Raw genomic sequence first — 24,640 nt, 5'->3', positions numbered from 1 at the left:
TCCCAAAAGCGAACGCTATGCGAACACTTTTGGGACATCCTCCCTTTTGTTATTCTTCCTCTGCCAAGTTCGCCACCGGCAACTCTTCCCCTTCACCGTGCGTCGGCTTGCGCAAATGGAACAACGCTTTGATGGCAAAGACAAGCAAAGCGACGACACCGATCAAAAAGATCGTATCCGGAACGGCGCGAACAAGGAGTAAGTTTTGTACGACGTCTTGTTGCAGGAACGAAGGCGAACGCGACGCCCAGTAACCGTGGATGAACGCCTCTTTCATTTGCAAAATCCCAACCGGAAGGAGTGTGATGACAACCATGCCGGCGAGGCCGATGTTTAACATCCAGCAAGAGAATTTCAGCCATTTGTCGTTCCACGCTTCTGGTTTGACGATGTTGCGCAGCGAGTAAAGAAGCACGGCGATCGCAAACATGCCGTATACGCCCATCATCGCCGCATGACCGTGAGCCGGTGTTAAGAATTGACCGTGCTCAAAGTAGCTGACCGCCGGCAAGTTGATCAAGAAACCAAACACACCCGCGCCGACTAGGTTCCAGATCGCTGTGGAAATCAAGAACCAGAATGTCGCTTTATACGGGAAGTTGGCTCCACCGTCGCGCATCATTTTGTACTGCTCATACGCTTCTAAAATAAGGAGCGTGAGCGGAATAACTTCGAGCGCCGAGAACACCGCGCCAAGGGCGATCCATACTTCCGGCGACCCGTTGTAATAATAGTGGTGACCGATGCCGATGACCCCGCTGCCTAATAAAATCGTAAATTGGAAGTAAAGCGCCCGAACCGTCGATTTTTTCGTTACGAGTCGCAATTGAACGAGCAAGAACCCGATGACAACAACGGCGAACACTTCGAAAATCCCTTCCACCCATAAGTGGATGATCCACCAGCGCCAAAAGTCAGCCATCGTAAAGTTCGTATCCGGCTGAATAAAGAACGCAAAGATATAAAAGAACGGAACGGCAATGGCTGAATAAAACAGCAAGTGAATGAGCCCGCCTTTGTCGCTTTCCCGCTTCAGCCCGCGTTTGACGCCACGGAAGACGATGAACAGCCAAAGGAGCATGCCGACGACTAAAATAATTTGCCAAATGCGGCCCAACTCAATGTATTCCCAACCTTGATGGCCCAAGAGGAACCATTCGTTTCCTAAATAGCCGTTGACGCCAAGCCATTGACCGATCATGCTGCCGCCGACAAGGACAACAAGCGCCCAGAAGAGCAGATCGACAAGCAATCCTTGCTTTTTCGGTTCTTGTCCGCCGACAAGCGGGGCAATGAAAATCCCCATGCCAAGCCATGCGGTCGCAATCCAGAAAATCGCCAGCTGCAAGTGATACCCTTTGGCAATGTTAAACGGCAATATGTCGTAGATCCATTTGATGCCAAAGAAACTGTCCGGTTCCGTATAGTAGTGAGCAAGCAATGCCCCGAACATTGTTTGGACGAAAAAGAGCGCCGATACGACGACGAAGTATTTGCCCGCTTTCACTTGTGACGGAGTCAGCGGCTGCCGCCGTAAATCGATGACCGGAAACTTCCCTTCCGCATACGCCTCTTGCATGCTTAATTGGTAGCGATAGAACACGTACAAAATAATCCCGATAAACAAAATCAAAATCGTAACACTAGCACCGCTCCACCATACCGCGGAAAACGACATCGTATTGCCAGCATCCTCATAGTACGGCCAGTTGTTTGTATACGTAATCTCGTCGCCAATTCTTAGCGTGCTCGACAGCCAAGCCGTCCAGAAGAAAAAGTCGGCAATTTGTTGGATTTGATCGCTATCGGCAACCCAAGCACGATTCGCTTTTGGCATGTCGCTTTCTTTAATCAATCCTTTTTTCAATCCCCAGCCGTCGCCATTGGTGAAGACATCGCGGTAATAATCCCGCACTTTTTCCAACCCGTATACTTGCGCATCTGTCAAGACGAGAACATCAGTAACCGGATTGTAGCGGTTTTTCCGCATTTCTTTAATGACTTGTTCACGGATGATCGACTTCTCATCATCCGTTAAATCAGCAAACGGTTTGTTATACCGTTCTTTCGCTTTGTAATCTTGCATGCCTTCCGTATACACTTTTAGCGCTTCCGCTGTATAGTCCGGCCCCATATACGACCCATGGCCAAGCACTGTGCCATAATCCATCAATCCGTATTTTTGGAAGACGGCTTGCCCACCGATGATCGTTTCTTTTGTCATCAACACTTCGCCGCTTTCACTGCGCACCTCCTTCGGCCTTGGCGCCATTTCTTTAAAAATCCAATACCCGCCGACAAGCAGGACAGTAAAACTAATTAAAATGGTAAAAATGAGAATGGATTTAAGAAAACTGTTAGTCGTTTTCCGCCCCGTTTGGATATTGGGGCGGACCGTTCGATTCACTTCCATATGAAGCAACCTCCTTCTCTTGACTTCGCCCTCATTGTAGCGTTCTAGAGCTCAGCGGTTTGTGAGCCGAGACAAATGTCAACTATGATTTATATCACATCGTTAAAGTGTGAGAGTTTATACAATGAAGACAGAAAAGGTGAAACGGCGCGGATTTCCAAAAGCCGCTGCCACCTGTTCCAACTAACAGCTGTCACATTTTTTTCATATTTTTAAAGGAGAGAACGCCATGGCGAACCATTGGATGAAAGATCGTTTAAAAACGGTTCCGTTGTTTCGCGAACTGTCCGATTACGAACTCGAATCGCTTGTCTCCATTTCCCATGTGCGCGTCTACAAGCCGCGGACATTTGTCTTTATGCAGGGCGATCCGTTAGAACGTGTCTATTTCATTCATTCTGGAACTGTAAAAATTTACAAAACTGATTTAAGCGGAAAAGAACAAATCGTCTCGATTTTGCAGACAGGGGAAATGTTTCCGCACGCCGGCTTCTTCTTAAAAGGCACGTACCCAGCCCATGCTGAAGTGGTGGAAGAAGCGACATTGATCGCCATTCCGATCCATGATTTTGAACAAGTGCTGATGGCCAGTCCTGAGTTATGCATGAAACTGTTTCGCGTTATGGGCGAGAAAATCGTTGACTTGCAAAACCGGCTCGAAGCACAAGTGCTTCATAATACGTACGAACAAATCGTGCTGCTTTTGTTGCGATTGACGCGGACAAATGCTGTCAAACAAGGGAAATGGTATCGCCTCACTACCCATGTGACGAACCGTGAACTGGCCAACATGATCGGTACCGCCCGCGAAACAGTCAGCCGAACGTTGAGCCAACTGAAGCGGAAAGGGTTGATCAATGTCGATGAACACGGCTTTTATTTGATCGACCAGGAAGCGCTTGAAAAAGAAATCTTTTTCTAATTCCCCGTATGTCTAAAAGAGTGGCGATTTCATCAAAACCGCTGCACAAAAAGGCGCTTCTCTAATAGATACACCTTGATGTTTAGCGCTCTCCAAAACCATTGATGTCAAGCACTGATCTTCTGAGAGACTTTGGATTTCACAACAAATGCGGCTCAGCAGGAAACTTGGATAAATGTGGCTTTTCCTTTCACTTGAGAGCCATCGAGAGAGAAAATGATTGTTCGTTTAGAAACATCACTCATTCAGAGGAAAACATCACTCTTTTTCAAACTAGCGGCAAAAACAACGTTTTCTGACCGCATGGTTGTGAGCTATATCACAACATCCAGCAATGAAAATGATTATCATAATAGCAAAAAGGGGAGAATATGCATGGGTGTAACGATTGAACTCGATGTACGCGAAGATTTGCGGCAAAAACGAGAACCGTTTGAAAAAATTATGAACGCCATTAAACCGCTGCAGCCGGGCGATACGTTCATTTTGCATGCTCCGTTCAAGCCACTGCCGTTGTTTCCAATTATGAAAGCGAAAGGATTTACGTACGAAGCGGAACAAATCGAAAAAAAGCATTGGAAAGTGACGTTCATCAAGCAGGGGGGAGACCAATGATCCTCGATAACCGCGGGCTCGAGCCGCCGCAGCCGATGATGCGGACGCTCGCTGCCCTTGCTAAGATGAATCCTGGTGAGACATTGACGATCATTAACGACCGCCGACCGATGTTTTTGTACGAGCAGCTTGATGAGCTCGGCTACCGGCACGAGACAATTGCACGTGAAGACGGCAGCTTTGAAATTCGGATTACGAAAGGATGAGCACTATGTTTCCGACCCGCACCGGAACGGAAACGGACATTCGCCTTCCGTTTTCCTTTATCATTTTTGCCGTGTTGGCGCTTGCCGTATCGCAGCTTGTGCTGCTAGCGGCTGTTCCTGCACTGAGCGGCGGTACGTTTCGGCTGCCGCTCGTATGGTCGGCGGCCCATTTGGCCTTGCTCGGCTTCGCCCTAATGGCGGCGATGGGGGCGATGTACCAGCTCGTTCCGGTTGCCTTTTTGACACCGATTTGGAGCGAGCGGCTCGGTTTCTGGCAGTTTGCCGTCACCGCTGTCGGCATCGTCACGCTTACCGCTAACTTAGCGTTTATGCCAAACCAAGCGTTTTTCCCTGGGTTACTTCTATTTTTTGGCATTGTGCTGTTTGTTTGGCAAATGGCAATGACATTGAAACAACAAGGAAACAAAACCGTCATGACGCTGTTTGTCGCGACTTCCTTGCTGTTTTTGTTGCTGACGGCCGCCGCCGGAGCATTGCTTACGTTTCACTTTTTCGCCGCCACTGGCGCCAACAGCCATGAAATGGTGTTCGGCCTGCACGTGCTGTTCGGGCTGTGCGGCTGGTTTACGCTGCTCATTATGGGCTTTTCGTATAAAATGGCGCCGATGTTTTCGCTCGCTCACGGTTTTTCGATGCAGCCGGCACGCTATGTGTACGCGTTATACACGAGCGGAATCGCAGTGGCGCTAATAGGGCTCTTCTTGCCGGGCCGAGCATTGTTGACCATCGGTGCCGCTTTGCTAACAGCCGGATTCGCTCTTTTCGCTTGGCATGTGTACACCATTTTGCAAAAGCGGATGAAAAAAGTGCTCGACCGTCCATTTCAGTTTTCGTTATTCGCCATCGCCATCGGCCTTGGATTGCACGTTGCGGCCTTGGTCGCCGTCGTTGTCGGCAGTGGACGGCTGCTTGGCATCATCGTCTATCTATTCATTTTTGGCTGGATCATCTTTAGCATTGTCGGCTATTTGTTCAAAATCGTGCCGTTTTTATGGTGGACGCACCGCTACAGTGAAAAAGTCGGCCAAGAAAACGTGCCGACGTTAAAACAAATGATGAATGAACGGTCGATTACCATCCAGTGTCTTCTATTCACTGTCGCTTTGGTGTTGGCTGCGGTGGCGCTTTTGTTCGCCAACGTTCCGCTATTTGCCGTTGCCCAGGCGCTATTCGCCGGATTAAGCGTCTTGTTTGCCGGAACAATTTTAGCCGTCTTCCGGAAATAACGAAATCCGTTGGTGGCTCGTTGGCGACGTCGAGGATGGTGACGCTCGGCCATGCCATTTTTCCATTTGAGAAACCATACGATAGCATTTCTTTTTCATCAAGCATAAGAGATGAACCCCCCCTGGCCTTCTTGGCCTTTCGGGAATCACGATCAAGGAGGAAATGAACGATGGATGTTCGTGAACTTGCCGTTCAACAGCTGAAAACCGTCATTGATCCGGAGCTTGGCATTAACGTAGTCGACTTAGGGTTGATTTACGATTTGCAAATTCAAGATGGCCATATCGATGTGCTCATGACGCTCACGACCCCCGGCTGCCCGCTTCATGATTCGATTGCCGGCGGCGTCAAACGGGCGCTTGAACAAATCGACGGCATCCGCGACGTGCGCGTCCAAGTGACGTGGAACCCGCCGTGGACGCCGGATCGAATGAGCGAAGAAGCGTTGCGGCAGCTTGGCTACTTTGCCTAAACGACCTCACCGTTCTTTGGCTGTCCCTCCATATTAGGTGGGCAGCCTTTTTCATCTCTCCTTTGGTCACTCACCGCTTTCCAGACATTTCTCTTCATCCGATTCAACTGGACGCTCGTTTCTATTTTTAGTTCGTATATACTCATCCTCATCGATGCCAATGGAAACGGACGGACCGCTCGCCTGATGATGAACTTCAGTTTGATGCAGCCACAGCTACCCGCTCCCCCTTGTCAAAATGAATCTTGCATAGGAGCCATCTCCCCTTTTCTTTCGATTGATCAGCCGAATGTCGAAGAGAGCTTCCACCATGGTGTTAGGCGTAAAACCCTAACTAACGACAGACAAAAAGACACGGGATGCAATTTCACCCCGTGTCTTTTTCTTGCTTCACTCCATCAAGTCGACCGCTTCTGCTACTCAAGCAAAACATGTAACCTGAAACTGTGTGCTGACAGCCCCCTTCTTACTCCTTCACCCGCAGCAGGCGCATGCTGTTTAATGTCACCAACAGCGTTGCCCCCATATCTGCGAACACCGCAAGCCAAAGGGTGAGCCAGCCCGGCACAGCAGCAATGAGCGCCAACACTTTTAACCCTAATGCAAAGGCAATGTTTTGCTTGATGATCGCAAGCGTCCGGCTGCCGAGACGGATGGTGTATGGAAGCTGACGCAAATCGTCAGCCATCAGCACAACATCAGCCGTTTCCAAAGCGGTGTCCGTTCCCGCTCCGCCCATCGCCACACCGACATCGGCTGCGGCCAAGGCAGGGGCATCATTCACCCCGTCGCCGACCATGGCCGTCATGCCATAACGTTGTTTCAGCTCACGGATCGCTGCTAACTTCTGTTCAGGAAGCAGTCCAGCACGAATGTCCGATACGCCCGCTTGACGGCCGATGGCTTGAGCGGTTTGCTCGTGGTCGCCTGTGACCATAGCCACTTCCTTAACCCCGAGGCGCCGCATCGCTTTGATCGTATCTGGCGCAGATGACCGCAGTTGATCAGCCGCAGCGATCAGCCCCAAAAGCCGACTGGCAGTGCCTATTGCCATCACGGTTTTTCCTTCTTGACGGAAGGCGGCGATTCGTTGTTCCACTTCATCCGGCAAACGGCCGAGCATGTCGACAAACAAGGACGGACTGCCAATGTAGTACGTTTCGTTTCCAACGACAGCCTTCACCCCTTGACCTGTTAACGACTGAAATTCATCAACCGGCACGTCAAGAAACGAAACACCCTCCTCTTTCGCCTGACGAACGACAGCGGAAGCAAGCGGGTGCTGTGACCGTTTTTCGATGGCAGCAGCCACTGCCAGCAGTCGTTCACGCTTCCCTTCATACACGATGATATCGGTTACGGCCGGTTTCCCTTTCGTTAACGTCCCGGTTTTATCAAAGGCAACCGCTCGCAGCCGGCCGATTTGTTCAAGATACACGCCTCCTTTGATGAGCACGCCGCGCCGGGCTGCATTTCCGATAGCGGTGACAATCGCCACCGGTGTCGAGATGACGAGCGCGCACGGGCAGCCGATGACTAGAACAGCAAGACCGCGGTACACCCAATCAAGCCAAGCGCCCCCCATCCAAAGCGGGGACACGATGGCAATAAATAGCGCAAAGATAATAATAAACGGGGTATAGTAACGGGCAAACCGATCGATGAACGCTTGTGACGGAGCTCGTTCTGCTTGCGCTTCTTCGATGAGATCGATCATTTTCGCCAACGTCGTTTCATCCGTCCGCTTCGTCACTTTCACTTCGAGAAACCCTTCTCCGTTCAACGTCCCGGCGAACACCGAATCACCCACTGTTTTTTCCGACGGCATGCTTTCACCGGTAATCGCCGCCTCATTAACTGTGGATGCCCCGTTGACGACAACGCCGTCCAAGGCGATTTTCCCTCCCGGTCTAACGATCATCACATCCCCGACGCGAACGTCCTCGACCGGAACCGTCATTTCCTCTGCACCGCGCCGGATTATCGCTTCAGCGGGCGCCATTTCCATCAACGACGCGATCGACCGCCGCGCTTGATCCATCGAGTAGCGCTCGAGCGCTTCACTAATGGCGAACAAAATGACGACAACCGCTCCCTCCTGCCATTCGCCGATCGCCGCTGCGCCGAGAATGGCGATCGTCATTAACGTGTTCATGTCAAACTGCAAGCGGGCTAAATTCCGCAGCCCCGTCGAAAACAGGGAATAACCGCCGATCACAATCACCGCCAAATACATAGCGACCGCCAAAATACCACCGTCCGCCGCATCGGCCGCAATCCCAATCAGAAGCAATACGGCGGAGGCAAGGATGTTCCAGTTTTCTTTCTTCTTCCAAAACGGCTCCCGGCGGGTTATGCGCTCGCGTTCTTCACGAATTTTCAACCGCTCAAACGCCCCCGCTTGCTCGAGCTCCTCGATGGTCGCCTCCCCCCATACGGTCAGCTTGGCGGCGCCGAAATTCACTTTCGCTTCTTTGACGCCGGGCAAAGCTTTGACATTTTGCTCAAACTTGGCGGCACAGTTTGTACACGTTAACCCTTGCACTCGATACGTTTTTGTTTCGAGTTGCTCCAACGCCTGTTCATTCGCCACGGCCATCCCCCTCTTTCCGATGAGCAAGCGCCACAAGTAACAACTCGCGAATATGTTCGTCATCAAGCGAGTAAAAGGCGAGTTTTCCCTCTTTTCGATACTTCACGATTCCTTGTTTGTACAAAATGCGCAAATGATGCGATGTCGTCGCCACCGTCGCCCCGATCACATTCGCTAAATCACAGACGCACAGTTCTTCCTCTCCGCAAAGCGCATATACAATTTTCGCTCGGTTTTCATCAGCCAGCGCCTTGAAAAACGGCACAATGGCGGCAATGTTTTCATCATGCAGCCGGCGCTGAACACGGTCGACCTTTTCTTCATCATAACAGTAGACGTCGCACACATCCGGGCGATGCATGTCTTTTCTCCTCCCGCCAATATTCAAACATCCATTTGAATATAGCGTATCATATCTCTTTTTTATATTCAAATATTCATTTGAATGAAAAAAGGTGCCTAAACGAAAAAATCCGCCTTTCTTTGCATTGAAAGGCGGATTTCGTTCATAAAATCCTTCTTCATTTTCCACGGCGACGGGCTCACTGCCGACTTTGCTTACACATACTCGCAAAACCAACGCACCGTCTCTAAAAACGCTTCTCGTGTCACTTTATGACCCGCGTGCGGATCGGTAATAAATTTCAGCCGATCTTCGTTTCCTTCATAAAGTGGTTTAATTTGTTCGTAAAACTCATATGTATAAGCATACGGGACAACTCCATCACATTTCCCGTGCCAAATGAACAGTGGCCGTCCGGCGAGTTTTTCCGGTTGTTTCGATAAATCATAGCGGGCAAGCTTTTCTTTTTCGAGCGCAAGCAACGCCGGCGGCATCGGAATGTCAATTTGGCGCCGTTTCCCTTCTTCAATCATCGCATCAAAAAAGGCGCTATAGTTCGGACAACCCATCAACGCCACTGCCGCCTTCACCCATGGATACACAGCGAGCGCTCCAAACGTGACGATCCCACCCATCGATGTTCCGGCGACTCCGATCCGTTCCGGATCAGCAAGGCCGCGCTGGACAAGATCATTCTTAATCTCATTTATTTCCGTGATCGTCCGTACGACAATGTCCCAAAACGACAGCTGCAACCTCCGTTCGCTTAACCCTTCGTCCCGCTCGCCATGGAATAACGCGTCCGGCAGCACGACACGATAGCCCGCCTCCGCGAGCAAGTAGCCGAAATGCAAATTATGTTCCTTGGCGCTCGTAAAACCATGAATAAAGAAAATAAGAGGCAGCTGTTCCAGCTTCTTTTCCGGCTTAACGACATGAAGAACCGGCACCTCGGCCAACTGTTCATTTTCGATCATGACCATTGTTATACAAACCCCTTTTCCTTTTCATCATGGTATATTGTACCATGTAGACAATTATTTCGAAAAAGAGTTACACTATGTACTAGGAAAAAAATGGCCAAAAGCAAAGGAGAGCGTAATGAAACAATATTTAATCGCCTTAGATCTTGATGGGACGTTGTTGAAAGAAGATAAGACGATTTCCCCATTTACAAAGGATGTGATTCGCCGCGCGATCGACGCTGGCCATTTGGTCGTTATCGCCACCGGCCGGCCGTATCGGGCGAGCCGCATGTATTACGAGGAACTGAACCTCACCACACCGATTGTCAATTTCAACGGTGCGTTTGTTCACCACCCGCGCCAACCGTCATGGGGAATGCGCCATTTTCCGTTGCCATTGCCTGTCGTTAAAGACATTGTCGAACTCGGGGAAACGTATCGAATCAAAAACATTTTGGCAGAAGTGATGGACGACGTCTATTCTCACGAACATGACGACGTCTTGCTCGACATCATCCGTCTCGGTAACCCAACCGTGGAAATCGGCGATTTGCGCCGCTCGCTCGGCAAAGACCCGACGAGCGTGCTCGTTTATACAGACCGTGAGCATATCGAACAAATCCGATCCCATTTATCCAATGTATATGCCAATGTGTTGCACCATCGGCGTTGGAATGAACCTTGGCACGTCATTGAAATCATCCGCCACGGCGTCCATAAAGCCGCCGGCTTAAAACAAGTCGCCGATTACTTCGGCATCCCGAGGGAACGCGTCATTGCTTTTGGTGATGAAGACAATGATTTAGAAATGATTGATTGGGCTGGGCTTGGCGTCGCCATGGGCAACGCCATCGAACCATTGAAAACAGTGGCTGACGATGTGACAACAACGAATGAAGAAGATGGCATCGGTGTATATTTGCAAGACGTTCTAGGCCTATAGCTATTCCATCCATCTCACCACGGGAGGTTTCACAAGCCTCCCTACTGCTTTCTTTCTGCTTCTCACCGACTGTGGACCTTCCTGACGCACAAAGCCGTTTGACAGTGACCAACGGCTGTTTGTAATGAATTTCCTTACTACTGTTCCCTGTCCGCGGTTACACTATACGTGACGCAACGTGCGTCTTCATTTTTTAAAGGGGGAATCCGTCATGGGCAAACGGAACAAATCAAAGCGTTTTATCCAGCAAAGTGTCGACGCAGTCGAACGACATGACAAACGAATCCCTTACCATTTGACGTACGCCGAAGCGGAAGCGCGGAAAGCGGAACAAGCGGTAGAAACGTCGCTTGGGGGCGCATAGCGATGGGTAACCGTTTATTTCAAGAGGCGCGTAAAGCCGTTGCGCAAGCGAAACAAGCAGCCAACGGCGAGATCGATATGAGCGTCGACCGCGCCATCGCCATCGCCAAAAACGCCTTGTCTTCAGCTTACGCGCATTCCAATACGGCCGAAAAAGCGCAGTTGCGTCAATTTCAAGCTGAGCTTGACGAGCTCACTCAATAACGGCTGCGGGATTCCCGCAGCTCTTTTTTGTTCGTGGCCGATTTTCCATTGTATTCCGGGCTCAAAACCGCTACACTGAACATAGAGACATCAATCGTTGTTCCCCTGCGAAAACCGCTCGTTCATCCGATGCGGACGCACGGAACACGGAAGGAGAAAAGAGGAGGACAAACAATGTCCATTCAAATCATTACCGACAGCGGTGCAGATTTGCCGCAATCTTATCTTCACGAGCATCAAATCGCCTTTTTGCCGCTTGTCGTCCATTGGGACGGCCAAGACTACGAAGACGGTGTGACGATCGAACCGAAACAAGTGTACGACGCCATGCGCCAAGGCCATGCAATGAAAACGTCACAGCCGAGTCCACTGGCAATGAAGGAGCTGTTTTTGCCATACGCCAAAGAAAACCGGCCATGCCTGTACATCGCCTTTTCATCGAGATTATCCGGTACATACCAGACTGCCATGGCCGTCCGCAGCGAACTCCTTGAGGAATATCCTGAGTTTCGCCTGACGGTCATCGACTCAAAATGCGCTTCGCTTGGCCAAGGGCTCGCCGTCATAAAAGCGGTCGAGCTGGCTGAAAAAAACACCCCATACAACTTGCTTTGCGAAACAATTGAGGCGTACTGCCGCCATATGGAACACATTTTCACCGTCGACAATCTCGAATACTTGGCGCGCGGCGGCCGCATCAGCAAAACCGCCGCCGCCTTTGGAGGTTTACTCAATATTAAACCGCTCCTCCATGTTGAAGACGGAGCCCTCATCCCGCTCGAAAAGCTGCGTGGGCGAAAAAAAGTGTTGAAACGAATGGTCGAACTAATGGGCGAACGCGGCGATGATTTGCAAAAACAAATGATCGGCATCAGCCATGCCGATGACGAAGAAACGGCGCTTGAGCTGAAGCGAATGATCGAAGAAACGTACGGCTGTACACGCTTTTTCCTCTCCGACATCGGCAGCGCCATCGGCGCCCACGCCGGACCGGGGACGATCGCTTTGTTTTTTCTGAATAAATCCATTGAAATCTGACGACGTTCCCGTCGAACAACACACAGGCGCCTGCACAACATGGGCGCCTGTTCTTTTCACCGCAGTTAATCTCGAGAACCTTCTAAGCTTTCCGCCGTCTAAATGACATCCAAGACGCTCTTGTGCACGAGCTTTTCCTATTCCTTCGCGCGGATGCCGACTTGGATCTCCTAAGCCTTTATGGGCAAGCACCTTACTGGCGTTTATCGCCCCCGGTTCAAGAAGGTGTGACTATTCAAATCCCTATCCCCTCATGGAAATTCTCAAGGTGCTCTTCCATAAACTCCCTTCCCCCTTTCCGTGATATTTCATGTTGACTTGCTGCATACTAATGGCACATGATCGGAATTTAAGGAGGGCTGTCCATGCCAAACACAAGCGACAACGACAAAAAAGCACGCGACAACCAAGCGAAGCGCCATGAGAAAAACATGATGCGCGAAAAAAATCGCGAAGCCGGGAAATTCGCGTATTCGAAGAAGACGGATCATTTATAAGCAAAATGATAAAAGGCGGCCGAAACACCGCCTTTTTTCATATTTCTCCCCTCCCCCACTTTCCGCATGAAACTACATGCTGACCTCTTCCGGCTAAAAGATGCAACCTATCTTCTCCCTCCTTTGATTATGGTTGTCTTTCCTCCCACCTTTTTCTATAATGAAAGTACATCACACGCCCGGGAGGTTTATTATGGCGAAAGAAAGCTCATTTGATATCGTCTCGAAAGTTGATTTGGCCGAGGTGACCAACGCCATCAACATCGCCATGAAAGAAATTAAAACGCGCTATGATTTCAAAGGAAGCAAAAGCGACATTTCCCTAGAGAAAGATGAGCTCGTTCTCATCTCCGACGACGAGTTTAAGCTTGAACAGTTGAAGGACGTTCTGATTGGCAAGCTCATTAAGCGTGGGGTGGCGACGAAAAACATCCAATACGGCAAAATTGAGCCGGCCTCGGGTGGCACGGTACGCCAGCGCGCCAAGCTTGTCCAAGGGATCGACAAAGATAATGCGAAGAAGATCAATACGATCATTAAAAGCACCGGCTTAAAGGTAAAAAGCCAAGTGCAAGACGATCAAATTCGCGTCAGCGGCAAAAGCAAAGATGACTTGCAAAAGGTGATCGCCGCCATTCGCGAAGCGGATTTGCCGATTGATGTGCAGTTTGTGAATTATCGATAAGCGGATGAGGCAAACCTCCCATCCGCTTTTTGTTTTACAAGCAGAACGATAGGAATTTTGAAAGAGAAGCTAGCCGGCAAGTTCGCTTATGATATGGATTCTTATAGCAAGGGAAAAGAGCAGCTTATCTTGGAATTAGAGCAAAAACCGATCATATGATATCAGGGACTGAAGTAAGCAGGCGACCTCTACATTCCCGCCGCTGCTCTCCCGATAAGCACGCCAAGAACGATAATCACCAGCGCCACACCGACAATCGGCCCGACAAGGCGCATCGTTTCTCCTTCCGCGCTAGGGCGGCCGAGTGTTGAAGCGACGAGCGCGATTCGCGCTGGGGCGGCCATCGTCATATTCGAAGCAGCGACGTTTTGCGTGGTGGCGTACCAGATTTTCCAGTAGTGCGCAGACGTAGCAAAAAGGAGTTATTTTCTTTACTTGGATTATTATAGTGAATATGGTAAGGGAGAAATCATTAAATTAACTCTGATCAATTCTTCGGGTAGAAACGAGAGTGGTATTCATGAAAAAAATTTACGAATATATATCTATCGACGAAAAAAAAGAAGTAGTTGAAAAATTAAAAGCGGATTTAAAACAGTTAGAGCAAGAGATAAATCAAAATAAAGACTCCTTTTCAAAATTAGTATGCGAAATTTTGTATAGTACACGAGATAAATGGCATTTAGAAATTGAAGAGTTAGAAAATGAAATAAAAGCTAATAGTTAAACGGTTTAAAAAAGATCTTCAATGAATAAGGAATTTTTTCTCCCTTTTTCCCTGTTTTCTATTGTTTTTTCTGCTTGACAAAATAAAAAAACAGCTACCCGAAACACATTATATAGTATGTTTTTTAAAAAATCGTACTATATATTGCTTTTTTATGGTTGTATGGTAAGATAGAAGCTTACTGGGAAAAGGGATGGTCTGCTTTCTTTCAAACGCTGAACGAACTGCAAGCAACGGACTTGTTGCGGACGGTCACGATCCGCGTCAAACCCCATTCCGTCATCGAAGCAATTGAGCGGCAAATGTATTATTATTCGTATCATATCGGACAAATCGTCTATATCGCGAAACAGCTAAACGCCGATCACTGGAAGACACTGACGATCCCGAGAAAAAGAAAGCACTAACTTTTTCAACAAAAAGCGAGCGCGTGTCGAGTTTTTCTAGACACGCACTCGCTCATCCGGTGATTGTTTACTTTTGATGCATCTTAAACTCCAAAAACAGCTCATTGTAGTAGGCAAGCATGCGCTTTCCTAAGTTTTCATACACTTCCAAACGTCCGACCGAATCTAAATCCGGATAAAAACGCTGGTCGTTGGCGATGTCTTTCGGTAAATAGCGAAGCGCCGCTTTATTCGGCGTCGAATAGCCGACATACTCAGCGTTTTGTGCCGCATGTTTTGGATCAAGCATAAAATTGATAAACGCGTGCGCTCCCTCGATGTTTTTCGCCGTTTTTGGAATTACCATATTGTCAAACCATAAGTTGGATCCTTCTTCGGGCACGACATAATCGAGCTTGTCGTTTTCGGCAATGATTTCCGCCGCATCGCCCGACCAGACGACACCGATGGCCGCCTCTTCATTGACGAGAAGCAGCTTGATTTCGTCGCCAACAATGGCCTTCACATTCGGCATGAGCCGGTCGAGCTTTTGTTTTGCCTCTCGCAGATGATGCTTGTTCGTATCATTGAGCGAATAGCCGAGGCTGTTTAATGCCATCCCCATCACTTCACGCGCCCCATCGACAAGCAAAATTTGATTACGCAAGCTTGGATCCCATAAATCGTTCCAGTCGGTGATCGTTTTGCCGCCAAGCATCTCGCGGTTGTAGACAATGCCAACCGTCCCCCAAAAATACGGCACCGAATACCGGTTATGCGGATCAAACGACAAGTCGAGAAACCGCGGTTCGATATATTTCAAATTCGGCAGCTTGTTATGGTCAAGCGGCAAGAGCAAGTTTTCCTCAATCATTTTGCTGATGGCGTAATCGGACGGAACGGCAACATCAAACGTCGCGCCGCCTTGAGCAATTTTCGCCATCATCGCCTCGTTCGAATCGAACGTTTCGTAAATCACTTTCCAGCCGGTTTCTTTTTCAAACTTCCGGATAAGCGCAGGGTCGATGTAATCGCCCCAGTTGTACACACTGACCGTCTTGTCGCCTCCATATCCTTCCGCTTCGTTCAGCTGCTGGGTCATGAACATGAGGGCGAACGCGGCGATGAATATAGCAGCAAATCCTTGAACAAGCCGTTTCACCTACTTCCGCCCCCCTATCCCATACATTCTCCCGCCTTTTTGGCTGAGCACGTAATAGCCGACGACAAGCAACATCGTAAACAAAAACAGCAATGTCGACAGCGCATTGATTGATAAGGAAATGCCTTGGCGCGCCCGTGAATAAATTTCTACCGATAACGTCGAGAAGCCGTTTCCGGTGACAAAAAATGTCACGGCAAAATCATCAAGCGAATAGGTGAGCGCCATAAAAAATCCGGCCCATATGCTCGGCGTCAAAAACGGAAGTACAACGCCCGACAGCACTTGCCACGGCCCTGCTCCCAAATCGCGCGCCGCATCGATTAACGTCGGACTCATTTCCTCGAGTTTTGGCAACACCATCAATACGACAATTGGCACGCTAAAGGCGATATGGGACAACAGCACGGACGTAAACCCCAGCTTAATGCCAGCCAGCGTAAACAGCAATAAAAACGAAGCACCGATAATGACATCCGGACTGACAATCAGCACGTTGTTGAGGGCGAGAAGGGTATGTTTCGTCCGTTGCCGCTTGACATAATAAATGGCCAATGCCCCGATGACGCCCAAAATCGTCGCGACTGCCGCTGACAACAAAGCGACGACAATCGTATTGAGCACGATGATCAACAATCGATCATCTGACAATACCTCGCGATACCATTCCAACGTGAATGATTGAAAATCGTGCATTGTCCCGCCGCTGTTGAACGAATAATACATCAAGTACCCAATCGGCGTGTACATAATAGCAAACACAACCAGCAAATATAAGCGCCCCCACCGATGTGTACGTTTCATCGACTTCCCTCTTTCCTTCCGCTTCCTGTCAAGAAGACAATGATCGCCATCGCGATCATTAACACAACGGCAATCGTTGCCCCCATCCCCCAATCTTGGGTGACGAGAAAATGCTGTTCAATGGCGGTACCAAGCGTAATGACGCGATTGCCCGCAACAAGACGCGTAATCATAAACAACGACAACGCGGGGATAAACACCGCTTGGCAGCCGGCTTTCACCCCGCCAAGCGTCAGCGGGAAAACGACACGGCGAAACGTTGTCCACGCCGAAGCGCCCAAATCGCGGGCAGCATCAATCAAGGTCGGCGGCAATTCTTCTAACGCATTAAAAATTGGCAGCACCATAAACGGAATAAAAATATACACCGAGACGAACACAAAGCTGAAATCAGTAAACAACAGCTGCCGCGCTCCGATGCCGATCGCTTGCAAGAAGGCGTTGGCCAACCCGTACGTGCCGAACAATCCTAAAAACGCATATACTTTCAACAACAAATTCACCCACATCGGCAAAATGAGCAACAACAGCCATAGCTGTTTATGCTTTGTTTTTGTCAACCAATAGGCAGTTGGATAACCGATCAATAATGATACAAGGGTAATTAAAAATGCGTACCAGAATGAATAAGCCATCATTTTCAAATAAATGGGCGTCAGCACTTTTTCATAATTGGCTATCGTCCACTGCCCATCGATATCCAAAAACGATTCATACACTAAAAACACGATCGGTGCGATAACAAACAAAACAAGCCATACGACGTAGGGGATCAAATACCAGTTCCGCCATGCCCGTTCCATTCTACGTCTCCTTTCTCCCTCTCGACTTGCATGACATGAATCGCCTCTGGTTCAAACCGGAGACCGACCGTTTCCCCCACTTCTGCTCTTCTTGTCGAATGAACAAGCCATTCGTTGCCGTTTTCATCGTAGCCGCAAATTTCATAATGAACACCGCGAAAGAGCAGCGAATCGACACGAATGACGATCTGACCATCTTTCGGCGCCACAAGTTCCAAATCTTCCGGTCGGATGACAACGTCGACCGGTTCATTAGGCGCAAAACCATGATCAACACAAACGAAACGCTGTCCGGCAAACTCGACAAGAAAATCTTCGATCATGCGCCCCGATAAAATGTTCGATTCCCCAATAAAATCGGCGACAAACCGATTGACTGGTTCATCGTAAATCTCTTTTGGTGTACCGAACTGCTGGATTTTCCCTTTATTCAAAACGAATATATAATCCGACATAGCCAATGCTTCCTCTTGATCATGCGTGACGAACACAAACGTGATTCCCAATCGGCGCTGCAGCTCCCGCAACTCGTACTGCATTTCCGTGCGCAGCTTCAAATCCAAGGCCGATAGCGGCTCATCCAAAAGCAGCACTTCCGGCTCATTCACGATCGCCCGCGCAATCGCAACGCGCTGACGTTGGCCGCCGGACATTTCTTGAATGCGCCGGCGCTCATACCCTTCCAAGTTGACAAACCGGAGCGCTTCACTCACCTTTTGGCGAATGTCGGCTTCTTTCATCTTTTTTATGCGCAAGCCAAAGGCGACATTTTCAAATACGTCCAAATGCGGAAACAAAGCATAATCTTGAAACACTGTATTGACTTGCCGCTTGTTTGGTGGGACGTCATTCATCGGCTTCCCATGGAAATAAACGGTGCCATCAGTTGGCTCAATAAACCCGGCAATCAGCCGCAAAATCGTCGTCTTCCCGCATCCCGACGGCCCAAGTAATGTATAAAACTTTCCTCTCTCCATCTCAAAACTAACATCATCCAATACCGCTGTCCCATCATATTCTTTTGTCACATGGTCAAAGCGGATGATTTCTTGTCTGCTCACCTTTGCACCCCCTACCCTTTCCATTTCCATCATTCCTAATTAGAACATATGAATGACAAAAGGGCAATGGAAAAATCATGACGGGCATTAGTAAAAATCAATAAGGGAGAACAAAAGCAACAGAACCCCCCCCTCAACTTGGAATGACGGGCTTCCCATGGTTCATATCGCCTTGAAAGCTTTGCGATTTCAACTAGCAAACTCCTCATCCCACTCTTCACCGATATTCCCGCCTTGCCAAGCAGAAAGAAGATTGATTCCGATGCCTGCACATCAATAAAGTCAAACATGATACCCCTCAACGCTAAGGCGACTGCGACAGAGAGCAACAGAAAATGAACAACCACTCCTAAGTGCTTTCGCCGAAGGAAGACAACTGTCAAAATAGCATTCAACATGACGAGCGAAAAAACAAAGATTCAGCGATCCTGCACTTCTTCCATAGACAGATGTTCATACATGTTAGCAACACCTTTCATTACGATGATCCTCCTCCAAACTCCCCTTCCCTTCGCCTCATTTTTTTCAATTTTCCCTCTTTACTGTATTGAACAATTTCAGAAAATGCGCTAAATTATAGAGTAATAGTCAGAACATTGCCCAACAACTTCATACAAACATTCTTATCAAGAGAGGGGGAGGGACTGGCCCGGTGAACCCTCAGCAACCTGGCCGCGGCCAAGGTGCTAAATCCAGACAGGCGGAAGCCTGGAAGATAAGAAGAAGCGAATGACAAGTCTTCTTCTTAGAAGGCTTTTTTCTTTTTATTTACGGAGAAACGGGGGGATCGGAACGTGGGATTGCTTGATGAGTTAAAACAACGCGTGCTGATCGCTGACGGGGCGATGGGGACGCTTCTATATTCCCATGGTATTGACCGTTGTTTTGAAGAATTGAATCTATCAAAACCAGAAGAAATCGTCCATATTCACGAGGCATATATCGCGGCGGGCGCTGATGTCATCCAGACGAATACATACGGCGCCAACTATGTAAAACTCGCCCGCTACGGCCTTGAGGACGAGGTGCCGTCCATCAACCGGGCGGCGGTGCGGCTCGCCAAGCAAGCGGCGAACGGGCGGACGCACGTACTCGGAACAATCGGCGGACTGCGCACATTGAACAAAAGCGCTGTGCCGCTTGAGGAAGTGAAGCGGACGTTCCGCGAGCAGCTGTTTGTCTTGCTTGCTGAGGGCGTGGACGGCGTGCTGCTTGAGACGTATTACGATTTAGAAGAGTTAGAGACGGTGCTCACCATCGCCCGCAAAGAGACAACCTTACCGATCATCGCCCACGTATCGCTTCATGAAGTTGGCGTCTTGCAAGACGGCACGCCGCTCGCTGATGCCCTCGCACGCTTAGAAGCGCTTGGCGCCGATGTTGTCGGGCTGAACTGTCGGCTCGGGCCTTACCATATGCTTCAGTCGCTGGAAGAAGTACCGCTGCCAACGCGCGCCTTTTTATCGGCGTACCCGAACGCGAGCCTCCCCGACTACCGCGACGGTCGGCTCGTCTATGAGACAAATGCCGAATATTTCGAGGAAACGGCTAAAGCGTTTCGTGACCAAGGGGTGCGCTTAATCGGCGGGTGCTGCGGCACGACGCCAAAACATATTGAAGCGATGGCTCGGGCGCTTCAAGACCGGAAACCCGTGACGAAAAAAACGGTAAAACGGCGTGCCGTGTCAGTATCAGTGCAAGCCGACAACCCGTCGGCAGTAACGCCGCTTTCAGAATTAGCCCGCACGCGCCGCTCGGTGATCGTTGAGCTCGACCCGCCAAAACAATTAGGTATTGACAAGTTTCTCGTCGGAGCCAAAGCGCTCCATGATGCCGGCATTGATGCACTAACGCTCGCTGACAACTCGCTCGCCACGCCGCGCATCAGCAACGTCGCGGTCGGCTCAATCGTGAAAGAACAACTCGGCGTCCGTCCACTCATCCATATTACGTGCCGTGACCGCAACTTGATCGGCTTGCAGTCGCATTTAATGGGGTTGCATACGCTCGGCATTACCGATGTGCTCGCTATTACCGGCGACCCATCGAAAATCGGTGACTTTCCTGGAGCAACATCGGTGTATGATTTATCATCATTCGACTTAATCCGCTTAATCAGCCAGTTTAACGAAGGACTGTCGTACTCCGGCAAACCGCTCGGGCAAAAAACGAACTTCTCAATCGGCGCAGCGTTCAATCCGAACGTCCGCCATTTAGATAAAGCCGTTGAACGCATGGAGAAAAAAATTCAATGCGGCGCTCATTATTTCTTGACCCAACCTGTTTATTCAGAAGAGAAAATCGTTGAGGTGTACGAAGCGACGAAGCATCTTCACACACCGATCTACATCGGCATTATGCCGCTTGTGAGCGCGCGCAACGCCGACTTTTTGCATCATGAAGTGCCGGGCATTACGCTTTCCGATGAGATTCGCGCCCGCATGGCGGCGTGCGGCAACGACCCAGTCGAGGCAACGCGCGAAGGAATTGCCATCGCCAAAGCGCTTATTGACGCTGCATTCGACTTGTTTAACGGCATTTATTTAATTACGCCGTTTTTGCGTTATGACATGACGGTTGAGCTCATCCGCTACATTCACGAAAAAGAAGCGGCCGCCAAAGAAAGGAAGGTTGTTCATGGCTAACATCACCTTAGAACAGCAACTACAGCGAAAAATTCTTGTCATCGACGGCGCCATGGGGACGATGATCCAAAGCGCCAACCTATCAGCATCTGATTTTGGCGGCGAGGCGTACGAAGGGTGCAACGAATATTTGACCCTCACCGCCCCGCATGTCATCCGCCATATTCATGAAGCGTACTTGGAAGCTGGCGCCGACATAATCGAAACGAACACGTTCGGGGCGACACGCATCGTGCTTGACGAATACGGCCTTGGGCATTTAGCGCTCGAACTGAACATCGAGGCCGCGAAACTGGCGAAACAAGCGGCCGAATTGTTCTCGACGCCGGACTGGCCGCGTTTTGTCGCCGGCTCGATGGGACCGACGACAAAGACGTTATCAGTGACGGGCGGAGCGACGTTTGACGAACTTGTTACCGCCTATGAAGAACAGGCACGCGGACTATTGTTAGGCGGTGTCGACCTTCTACTTTTGGAAACGTGCCAAGATACACTGAACGTCAAAGCGGGATTCATCGGCATTTCCAAAGCGTTTGAAGCCGTCGGCCGCCGCGTACCGCTTATGATTTCTGGAACGATTGAACCGATGGGCACGACGCTTGCCGGGCAGGCGATCGATTCGTTTTTCATCTCCATCCGCCATATGAATCCGATCGCTGTCGGCTTAAACTGCGCGACCGGTCCGGAATTTATGACCGACCATTTGCGCACGCTCGCCACGCTCGCCGACACAGCGGTCAGCTGCTATCCAAATGCTGGTCTGCCGGACGAAGAAGGGCATTACCATGAAACGCCGGACATGTTGGCAGAGAAAATTCGCCGTTTTGCTGAAAAAGGCTGGATCAACATTGTCGGCGGTTGTTGCGGCACGACACCGGACCATATTCGCGCCATTGCCGAAGCGGTGCGCGATCTTCCGCCGCGAGTCATCCCGTCTTCGTTTGACATACACGCTGTCTCCGGCATCGAGGCGCTCATGTACGATGAAACGATGCGCCCGCTCTTTGTCGGCGAACGGACGAACGTCATCGGCTCGCGCAAATTTAAGCGTCTCATCGCCGAAGGCAAGTACGAAGAGGCGGCAGAAATCGCCCGCGCCCAAGTAAAAAACGGTGCTCATGTCATCGACATTTGCCTTGCCGACCCAGACCGCGACGAACGGTACGATATGGAACAATTCGTCCGCCACGTGATCAAAAAAGTGAAAGTGCCGCTTGTCATCGACTCGACCGATGAGCGCGTCATCGAGTGCGCTCTCACCTATTCGCAAGGGAAAGCGATCATCAACTCGATCAACCTCGAAGACGGCGAAGAGCGGTTTGCGAAAATCGCACCGCTGCTTCACCAATACGGCGCTGCCGTTGTCGTCGGGACGATCGATGAACAAGGGATGGCCATCACCGCCGAACGAAAGCTTGAGATCGCCTTGCGCTCGTATGACTTGCTCGTGAACCGCTACGGCGTTCCGGCGCAAGACATCATTTTCGACCCGCTTGTTTTTCCAGTCGGCACCGGTGATGAGCAGTACATCGGTGCAGCAAAAGAAACGATCGAAGGCATCCGTCTCATTAAAGAGCGGCTGCCTGACTGTTTAACGATGCTCGGCATCAGCAACGTCTCGTTCGGCTTGCCGCCAGCCGGGCGCGAAGTGCTAAACTCTGTCTTTTTATACCATTGCACACAAGCTGGTTTGGATTATGCCATCGTCAACACCGAGAAGCTTGAGCGATTCGCCTCGATTCCAGAAAACGAAGTGCGGATGGCCGAGGCGCTCCTGTTTGACACAAGTGACGAAACGTTAAATGCATTTATCGAATTTTACCGAAGCAAAATCACAACCGCCAAACCGGTAGAGACGAACTTGAGCTTGGAAGAGCGACTCGCCCGCTACGTCATCGAGGGATCGAAAGACGGGCTTATTCCTGATTTGGAACAAGCACTTGAAACGTACTCCGACCCGCTGTCGATCATCAACGGCCCGCTCATGGCCGGCATGGACGAAGTCGGACGGTTGTTCAACAACAACCAGCTCATCGTCGCCGAAGTCCTACAAAGTGCGGAAGTGATGAAAGCGGCTGTCGCCTTTTTAGAACCATATATGGAAAAGAAAGAAGGAAGCACAAAAGGAAAAGTGCTGCTTGCCACTGTCAAAGGTGATGTGCATGACATCGGTAAAAACTTAGTCGACATTATTTTAAGCAACAATGGCTACGAGGTGGTCGATCTTGGCATTAAAGTCGCCCCGCAGCAACTGATCGAGGCGGCGCGCCAACACGAGCCAGACATTATCGGGCTATCAGGCTTGCTTGTCAAATCCGCCCAACAGATGGTCGTTACCGCCCAAGATTTGCGTCAAGCCGGCATTTCGACCCCGATTTTAGTCGGCGGCGCCGCTTTGACGCGCAAGTTTACAGAAAACAAAATCGCGCCGGAATATGATGGCATCGTCTTGTACGCGAAAGACGCCATGGACGGGCTTGCCCTTGCCAACCAAATCCAACAAGGTACGATCGATTATATGAAAAAAGAAAGGGTAGAGAACGAACCGGCACGGGCGGTTGGTGCCGCCACAGCTGTCAAATCCAACGTCTCGACCGATGTCCCGGTCTATATCCCAGCCGACCTCGACCGCCACGTGCTGCGTGATGTACCGCTTGGGCACGTGTTGCCGTACGTCAACTGGCAAATGGTGCTCGGCCATCATCTCGGTTTGAAAGGAAAAGTGAAGCGGCTGTTAGAAGAAAAAGACGAAAAAGCGCTCGCCTTAAAAGCAGTTGTCGATGAATTGCTCGCTGAAGTGCAGGAGCGCGGCTGGATTCAGCCCGCAGGCGTCTATCGCTTTTTCCCGGCACAAAGCGACGGTAACCGCGTTTATATTTACGATCCTGTCGACCGGCAAACCGTGCTTGAGACGTTTGACTTCCCGCGCCAGCCGCGGGCGCCGTTCCTTTGTCTTGCCGATTATTTGAAATCAAAAGAAAGTGGGGAAATCGACTATGTCGGCTTCTTTGCTGTCACCGCCGGGGGCGGCATCCGTGAACTCGCCCAGCGCTGGAAAGACGAAGGCGAATTTTTGAAAAGCCATGCCATCCAAGCATTGGCGCTCGAGATCGCCGAAGGGTTCGCTGAACGCATCCACCAAATTATGCGCGACCGTTGGGGCTTCCCGGATGACCCGGACTTCACGATGGAAGAGCGCTTCGCCGCCAAATACCAAGGCCAGCGCTACTCGTTCGGCTATCCGGCCTGCCCGAACTTGGAAGATCAAGAAAAACTGTTCCGTCTCCTTCACCCGGAAGATATCGGTATCCGTCTGACTGACGGCTATATGATGGAGCCGGAAGCATCTGTCTCAGCAATTGTCTTCGCCCATCCGGAAGCAAGGTATTTCAATGTGTTATAAACAGAAAACGAGCTGGCTGAATCGGCCGGCTCGTTTTCCTATTTTTACGACAAACAGATCATCGGACAATGGACTCAATCATCTTTATAATTGTTATAATCATGAATAAGTGTTTTATCACCAACTGCCATTCATCTCCCCC

At 50.0% G+C, this 24,640-nt stretch carries 23 protein-coding genes, 1 pseudogene and 1 riboswitch; of the genes and pseudogenes, 15 read left to right on the top strand and 9 right to left on the bottom strand.

From position 1 onward, the window contains the following. Positions 1–49 precede the first annotated feature (49 nt). Positions 50–2,413 (bottom strand): nitric-oxide reductase large subunit, encoded by a 2,364-nt coding sequence (locus NSQ22_RS04035; protein ID WP_008879027.1) that lies wholly within the window; start codon positions 2,411–2,413, stop codon positions 50–52. Positions 2,414–2,642: 229 nt separating this feature from the next. On the opposite strand from NSQ22_RS04035, the gene NSQ22_RS04030 reads away from it, so the two are divergent. From NSQ22_RS04030 to NSQ22_RS04010, 5 genes are all read left to right on the top strand, one after another. Then, positions 2,643–3,335, top strand: a complete 693-nt coding sequence (locus tag NSQ22_RS04030; protein ID WP_008879028.1) for a Crp/Fnr family transcriptional regulator — start codon at positions 2,643–2,645, stop codon at positions 3,333–3,335. Positions 3,336–3,710: 375 nt separating this feature from the next. Next, positions 3,711–3,950 (top strand): DUF2249 domain-containing protein, encoded by a 240-nt coding sequence (locus NSQ22_RS04025; RefSeq protein ID WP_008879029.1) that lies wholly within the window; start codon positions 3,711–3,713, stop codon positions 3,948–3,950. Then, the gene (locus tag NSQ22_RS04020; protein ID WP_008879030.1) at positions 3,947–4,156 is read left to right on the top strand and encodes a DUF2249 domain-containing protein; all 210 of its coding nucleotides are present in this window, start codon (positions 3,947–3,949) and stop codon (positions 4,154–4,156) included. Before NSQ22_RS04025 ends, NSQ22_RS04020 begins: the two co-directional genes overlap by 4 nt. Further along, entirely contained in the window at positions 4,153–5,403 is a 1,251-nt protein-coding gene (locus NSQ22_RS04015) for a hypothetical protein (RefSeq protein ID WP_078172611.1), read from the top strand. Before NSQ22_RS04020 ends, NSQ22_RS04015 begins: the two co-directional genes overlap by 4 nt. A 170-nt stretch (positions 5,404–5,573) precedes the next feature. Further along, positions 5,574–5,876, top strand: coding sequence for a metal-sulfur cluster assembly factor (locus tag NSQ22_RS04010; protein WP_008879032.1), 303 nt, complete (start codon positions 5,574–5,576; stop codon positions 5,874–5,876). Positions 5,877–6,342: 466 nt separating this feature from the next. On the opposite strand, the gene NSQ22_RS04005 is transcribed toward NSQ22_RS04010, so the two are convergent. The 3 genes from NSQ22_RS04005 to NSQ22_RS03995 form a co-directional block, all read right to left on the bottom strand. Then, the gene (locus tag NSQ22_RS04005; protein ID WP_041264253.1) at positions 6,343–8,469 is read right to left on the bottom strand and encodes a heavy metal translocating P-type ATPase; all 2,127 of its coding nucleotides are present in this window, start codon (positions 8,467–8,469) and stop codon (positions 6,343–6,345) included. Continuing rightward, positions 8,459–8,830 (bottom strand): metalloregulator ArsR/SmtB family transcription factor, encoded by a 372-nt coding sequence (locus NSQ22_RS04000; RefSeq protein WP_008879034.1) that lies wholly within the window; start codon positions 8,828–8,830, stop codon positions 8,459–8,461. The genes NSQ22_RS04005 and NSQ22_RS04000 overlap by 11 nt, the downstream gene beginning before the upstream one ends. Before the next feature lie 197 nt (positions 8,831–9,027). After that, positions 9,028–9,795 carry an alpha/beta fold hydrolase gene (locus NSQ22_RS03995; protein WP_008879035.1) on the bottom strand — a complete coding sequence of 256 codons (768 nt, stop codon included), beginning with the start codon at positions 9,793–9,795 and terminating at the stop codon, positions 9,028–9,030. Between the two features lie 118 nt (positions 9,796–9,913). Between NSQ22_RS03995 and NSQ22_RS03990 the strand changes: the two genes are divergently transcribed. The 6 genes from NSQ22_RS03990 to NSQ22_RS03965 all read left to right on the top strand — a co-directional run bounded on the left by NSQ22_RS03990 (position 9,914) and on the right by NSQ22_RS03965 (position 13,507). After that, entirely contained in the window at positions 9,914–10,720 is an 807-nt protein-coding gene (locus NSQ22_RS03990; RefSeq protein WP_011886907.1) for a Cof-type HAD-IIB family hydrolase, read from the top strand. A 211-nt stretch (positions 10,721–10,931) separates the two neighbouring features. Beyond that, positions 10,932–11,084 carry a hypothetical protein gene (locus tag NSQ22_RS03985; RefSeq protein ID WP_008879037.1) on the top strand — a complete coding sequence of 51 codons (153 nt, stop codon included), beginning with the start codon at positions 10,932–10,934 and terminating at the stop codon, positions 11,082–11,084. A gap of 2 nt (positions 11,085–11,086) precedes the next feature. Further along, positions 11,087–11,287 carry a DUF3813 domain-containing protein gene (locus NSQ22_RS03980; protein ID WP_008879038.1) on the top strand — a complete coding sequence of 67 codons (201 nt, stop codon included), beginning with the start codon at positions 11,087–11,089 and terminating at the stop codon, positions 11,285–11,287. A 174-nt stretch (positions 11,288–11,461) separates the two neighbouring features. Further along, the gene (locus tag NSQ22_RS03975; RefSeq protein ID WP_011886906.1) at positions 11,462–12,325 is read left to right on the top strand and encodes a DegV family protein; all 864 of its coding nucleotides are present in this window, start codon (positions 11,462–11,464) and stop codon (positions 12,323–12,325) included. A 365-nt stretch (positions 12,326–12,690) separates the two neighbouring features. Further along, on the top strand, positions 12,691–12,822 hold the full coding sequence (locus NSQ22_RS03970) for a DUF3941 domain-containing protein (RefSeq protein WP_008879040.1): 132 nt from the start codon (positions 12,691–12,693) through the stop codon (positions 12,820–12,822). A 193-nt stretch (positions 12,823–13,015) separates the two neighbouring features. After that, complete coding sequence (locus NSQ22_RS03965; protein WP_008879048.1) at positions 13,016–13,507, top strand: YajQ family cyclic di-GMP-binding protein; 492 nt, start codon at positions 13,016–13,018, stop codon at positions 13,505–13,507. A gap of 188 nt (positions 13,508–13,695) precedes the next feature. Here the strand turns inward: NSQ22_RS03965 and NSQ22_RS03960 are convergent, their stop codons facing one another. Next, a complete protein-coding gene (locus NSQ22_RS03960; RefSeq protein ID WP_216361405.1) occupies positions 13,696–13,851 on the bottom strand; it encodes a hypothetical protein in 156 nt (51 codons plus the stop codon). Between the two features lie 176 nt (positions 13,852–14,027). Between NSQ22_RS03960 and NSQ22_RS03955 the strand changes: the two genes are divergently transcribed. Both NSQ22_RS03955 and NSQ22_RS03950 read left to right on the top strand, forming a co-directional pair. Next, positions 14,028–14,234, top strand: coding sequence for a hypothetical protein (locus NSQ22_RS03955; RefSeq protein WP_008879049.1), 207 nt, complete (start codon positions 14,028–14,030; stop codon positions 14,232–14,234). 167 nt (positions 14,235–14,401) lie between these two features. After that, a pseudogene (locus NSQ22_RS03950) lies at positions 14,402–14,641 on the top strand (DUF1572 family protein); the annotation flags it as partial. Between the two features lie 67 nt (positions 14,642–14,708). On the opposite strand, the gene NSQ22_RS03945 reads toward NSQ22_RS03950, so the two are convergent. Genes NSQ22_RS03945 through NSQ22_RS03930 form a run of 4 tightly spaced genes read right to left on the bottom strand, consistent with a single transcriptional unit; the run spans position 14,709 to position 18,450 of the window. Next, positions 14,709–15,782, bottom strand: a complete 1,074-nt coding sequence (locus NSQ22_RS03945; protein WP_029761831.1) for an ABC transporter substrate-binding protein — start codon at positions 15,780–15,782, stop codon at positions 14,709–14,711. After that, the gene (locus tag NSQ22_RS03940) at positions 15,783–16,586 is read right to left on the bottom strand and encodes an ABC transporter permease (protein ID WP_008879051.1); all 804 of its coding nucleotides are present in this window, start codon (positions 16,584–16,586) and stop codon (positions 15,783–15,785) included. Beyond that, positions 16,583–17,389 carry an ABC transporter permease gene (locus tag NSQ22_RS03935; protein ID WP_008879052.1) on the bottom strand — a complete coding sequence of 269 codons (807 nt, stop codon included), beginning with the start codon at positions 17,387–17,389 and terminating at the stop codon, positions 16,583–16,585. Before NSQ22_RS03935 ends, NSQ22_RS03940 begins: the two co-directional genes overlap by 4 nt. Next, positions 17,359–18,450 (bottom strand): ABC transporter ATP-binding protein, encoded by a 1,092-nt coding sequence (locus NSQ22_RS03930; RefSeq protein ID WP_051358533.1) that lies wholly within the window; start codon positions 18,448–18,450, stop codon positions 17,359–17,361. Before NSQ22_RS03930 ends, NSQ22_RS03935 begins: the two co-directional genes overlap by 31 nt. Positions 18,451–19,070: 620 nt before the next feature. Further along, positions 19,071–19,172, top strand: a riboswitch (SAM riboswitch). A 72-nt stretch (positions 19,173–19,244) separates the two neighbouring features. Between NSQ22_RS03930 and NSQ22_RS03925 the strand changes: the two genes are divergently transcribed. Together NSQ22_RS03925 and metH are read left to right on the top strand one after the other, a co-directional pair. Continuing rightward, entirely contained in the window at positions 19,245–21,095 is a 1,851-nt protein-coding gene (locus NSQ22_RS03925) for a bifunctional homocysteine S-methyltransferase/methylenetetrahydrofolate reductase (protein ID WP_328191260.1), read from the top strand. Continuing rightward, a complete protein-coding gene (gene metH / locus NSQ22_RS03920) occupies positions 21,088–24,498 on the top strand; it encodes a methionine synthase (RefSeq protein ID WP_029761419.1) in 3,411 nt (1,136 codons plus the stop codon). The genes NSQ22_RS03925 and metH overlap by 8 nt, the downstream gene beginning before the upstream one ends. The last annotated feature ends 142 nt before the right edge of the window (positions 24,499–24,640 follow it).

This window comes from Geobacillus sp. FSL K6-3411, assembly GCF_037965715.1.
GTDB classification, from domain to species: domain Bacteria; phylum Bacillota; class Bacilli; order Bacillales; family Anoxybacillaceae; genus Geobacillus; species Geobacillus thermodenitrificans.
The sequence above is the reverse complement of the archived record's forward strand: the minus strand, read 5'-3'. Positions and strand labels throughout refer to the sequence as shown.

Bases quoted from the DNA above. Each gene is read 5' to 3' on its own strand.
- NSQ22_RS04000 (WP_008879034.1), bottom strand. From the start codon at position 8,830: ATGCATCGCCCGGATGTGTGCGACGTCTACTGTTATGATGAAGAAAAG.
- NSQ22_RS03980 (WP_008879038.1), top strand. From the start codon at position 11,087: ATGGGTAACCGTTTATTTCAAGAGGCGCGTAAAGCCGTTGCGCAAGCG.
- NSQ22_RS04035 (WP_008879027.1), bottom strand. From the start codon at position 2,413: ATGGAAGTGAATCGAACGGTCCGCCCCAATATCCAAACGGGGCGGAAA.
- NSQ22_RS04010 (WP_008879032.1), top strand. From the start codon at position 5,574: ATGGATGTTCGTGAACTTGCCGTTCAACAGCTGAAAACCGTCATTGAT.
- NSQ22_RS03940 (WP_008879051.1), bottom strand. From the start codon at position 16,586: ATGAAACGTACACATCGGTGGGGGCGCTTATATTTGCTGGTTGTGTTT.
- NSQ22_RS03970 (WP_008879040.1), top strand. From the start codon at position 12,691: ATGCCAAACACAAGCGACAACGACAAAAAAGCACGCGACAACCAAGCG.
- NSQ22_RS04030 (WP_008879028.1), top strand. From the start codon at position 2,643: ATGGCGAACCATTGGATGAAAGATCGTTTAAAAACGGTTCCGTTGTTT.
- NSQ22_RS03960 (WP_216361405.1), bottom strand. From the start codon at position 13,851: ATGGCCGCCCCAGCGCGAATCGCGCTCGTCGCTTCAACACTCGGCCGC.
- NSQ22_RS03935 (WP_008879052.1), bottom strand. From the start codon at position 17,389: ATGGAACGGGCATGGCGGAACTGGTATTTGATCCCCTACGTCGTATGG.
- NSQ22_RS04025 (WP_008879029.1), top strand. From the start codon at position 3,711: ATGGGTGTAACGATTGAACTCGATGTACGCGAAGATTTGCGGCAAAAA.
- NSQ22_RS03990 (WP_011886907.1), top strand. From the start codon at position 9,914: ATGAAACAATATTTAATCGCCTTAGATCTTGATGGGACGTTGTTGAAA.
- NSQ22_RS04020 (WP_008879030.1), top strand. From the start codon at position 3,947: ATGATCCTCGATAACCGCGGGCTCGAGCCGCCGCAGCCGATGATGCGG.
- NSQ22_RS03955 (WP_008879049.1), top strand. From the start codon at position 14,028: ATGAAAAAAATTTACGAATATATATCTATCGACGAAAAAAAAGAAGTA.
- metH (WP_029761419.1), top strand. From the start codon at position 21,088: ATGGCTAACATCACCTTAGAACAGCAACTACAGCGAAAAATTCTTGTC.
- NSQ22_RS03975 (WP_011886906.1), top strand. From the start codon at position 11,462: ATGTCCATTCAAATCATTACCGACAGCGGTGCAGATTTGCCGCAATCT.
- NSQ22_RS03995 (WP_008879035.1), bottom strand. From the start codon at position 9,795: ATGGTCATGATCGAAAATGAACAGTTGGCCGAGGTGCCGGTTCTTCAT.
- NSQ22_RS03985 (WP_008879037.1), top strand. From the start codon at position 10,932: ATGGGCAAACGGAACAAATCAAAGCGTTTTATCCAGCAAAGTGTCGAC.
- NSQ22_RS04015 (WP_078172611.1), top strand. From the start codon at position 4,153: ATGAGCACTATGTTTCCGACCCGCACCGGAACGGAAACGGACATTCGC.
- NSQ22_RS03965 (WP_008879048.1), top strand. From the start codon at position 13,016: ATGGCGAAAGAAAGCTCATTTGATATCGTCTCGAAAGTTGATTTGGCC.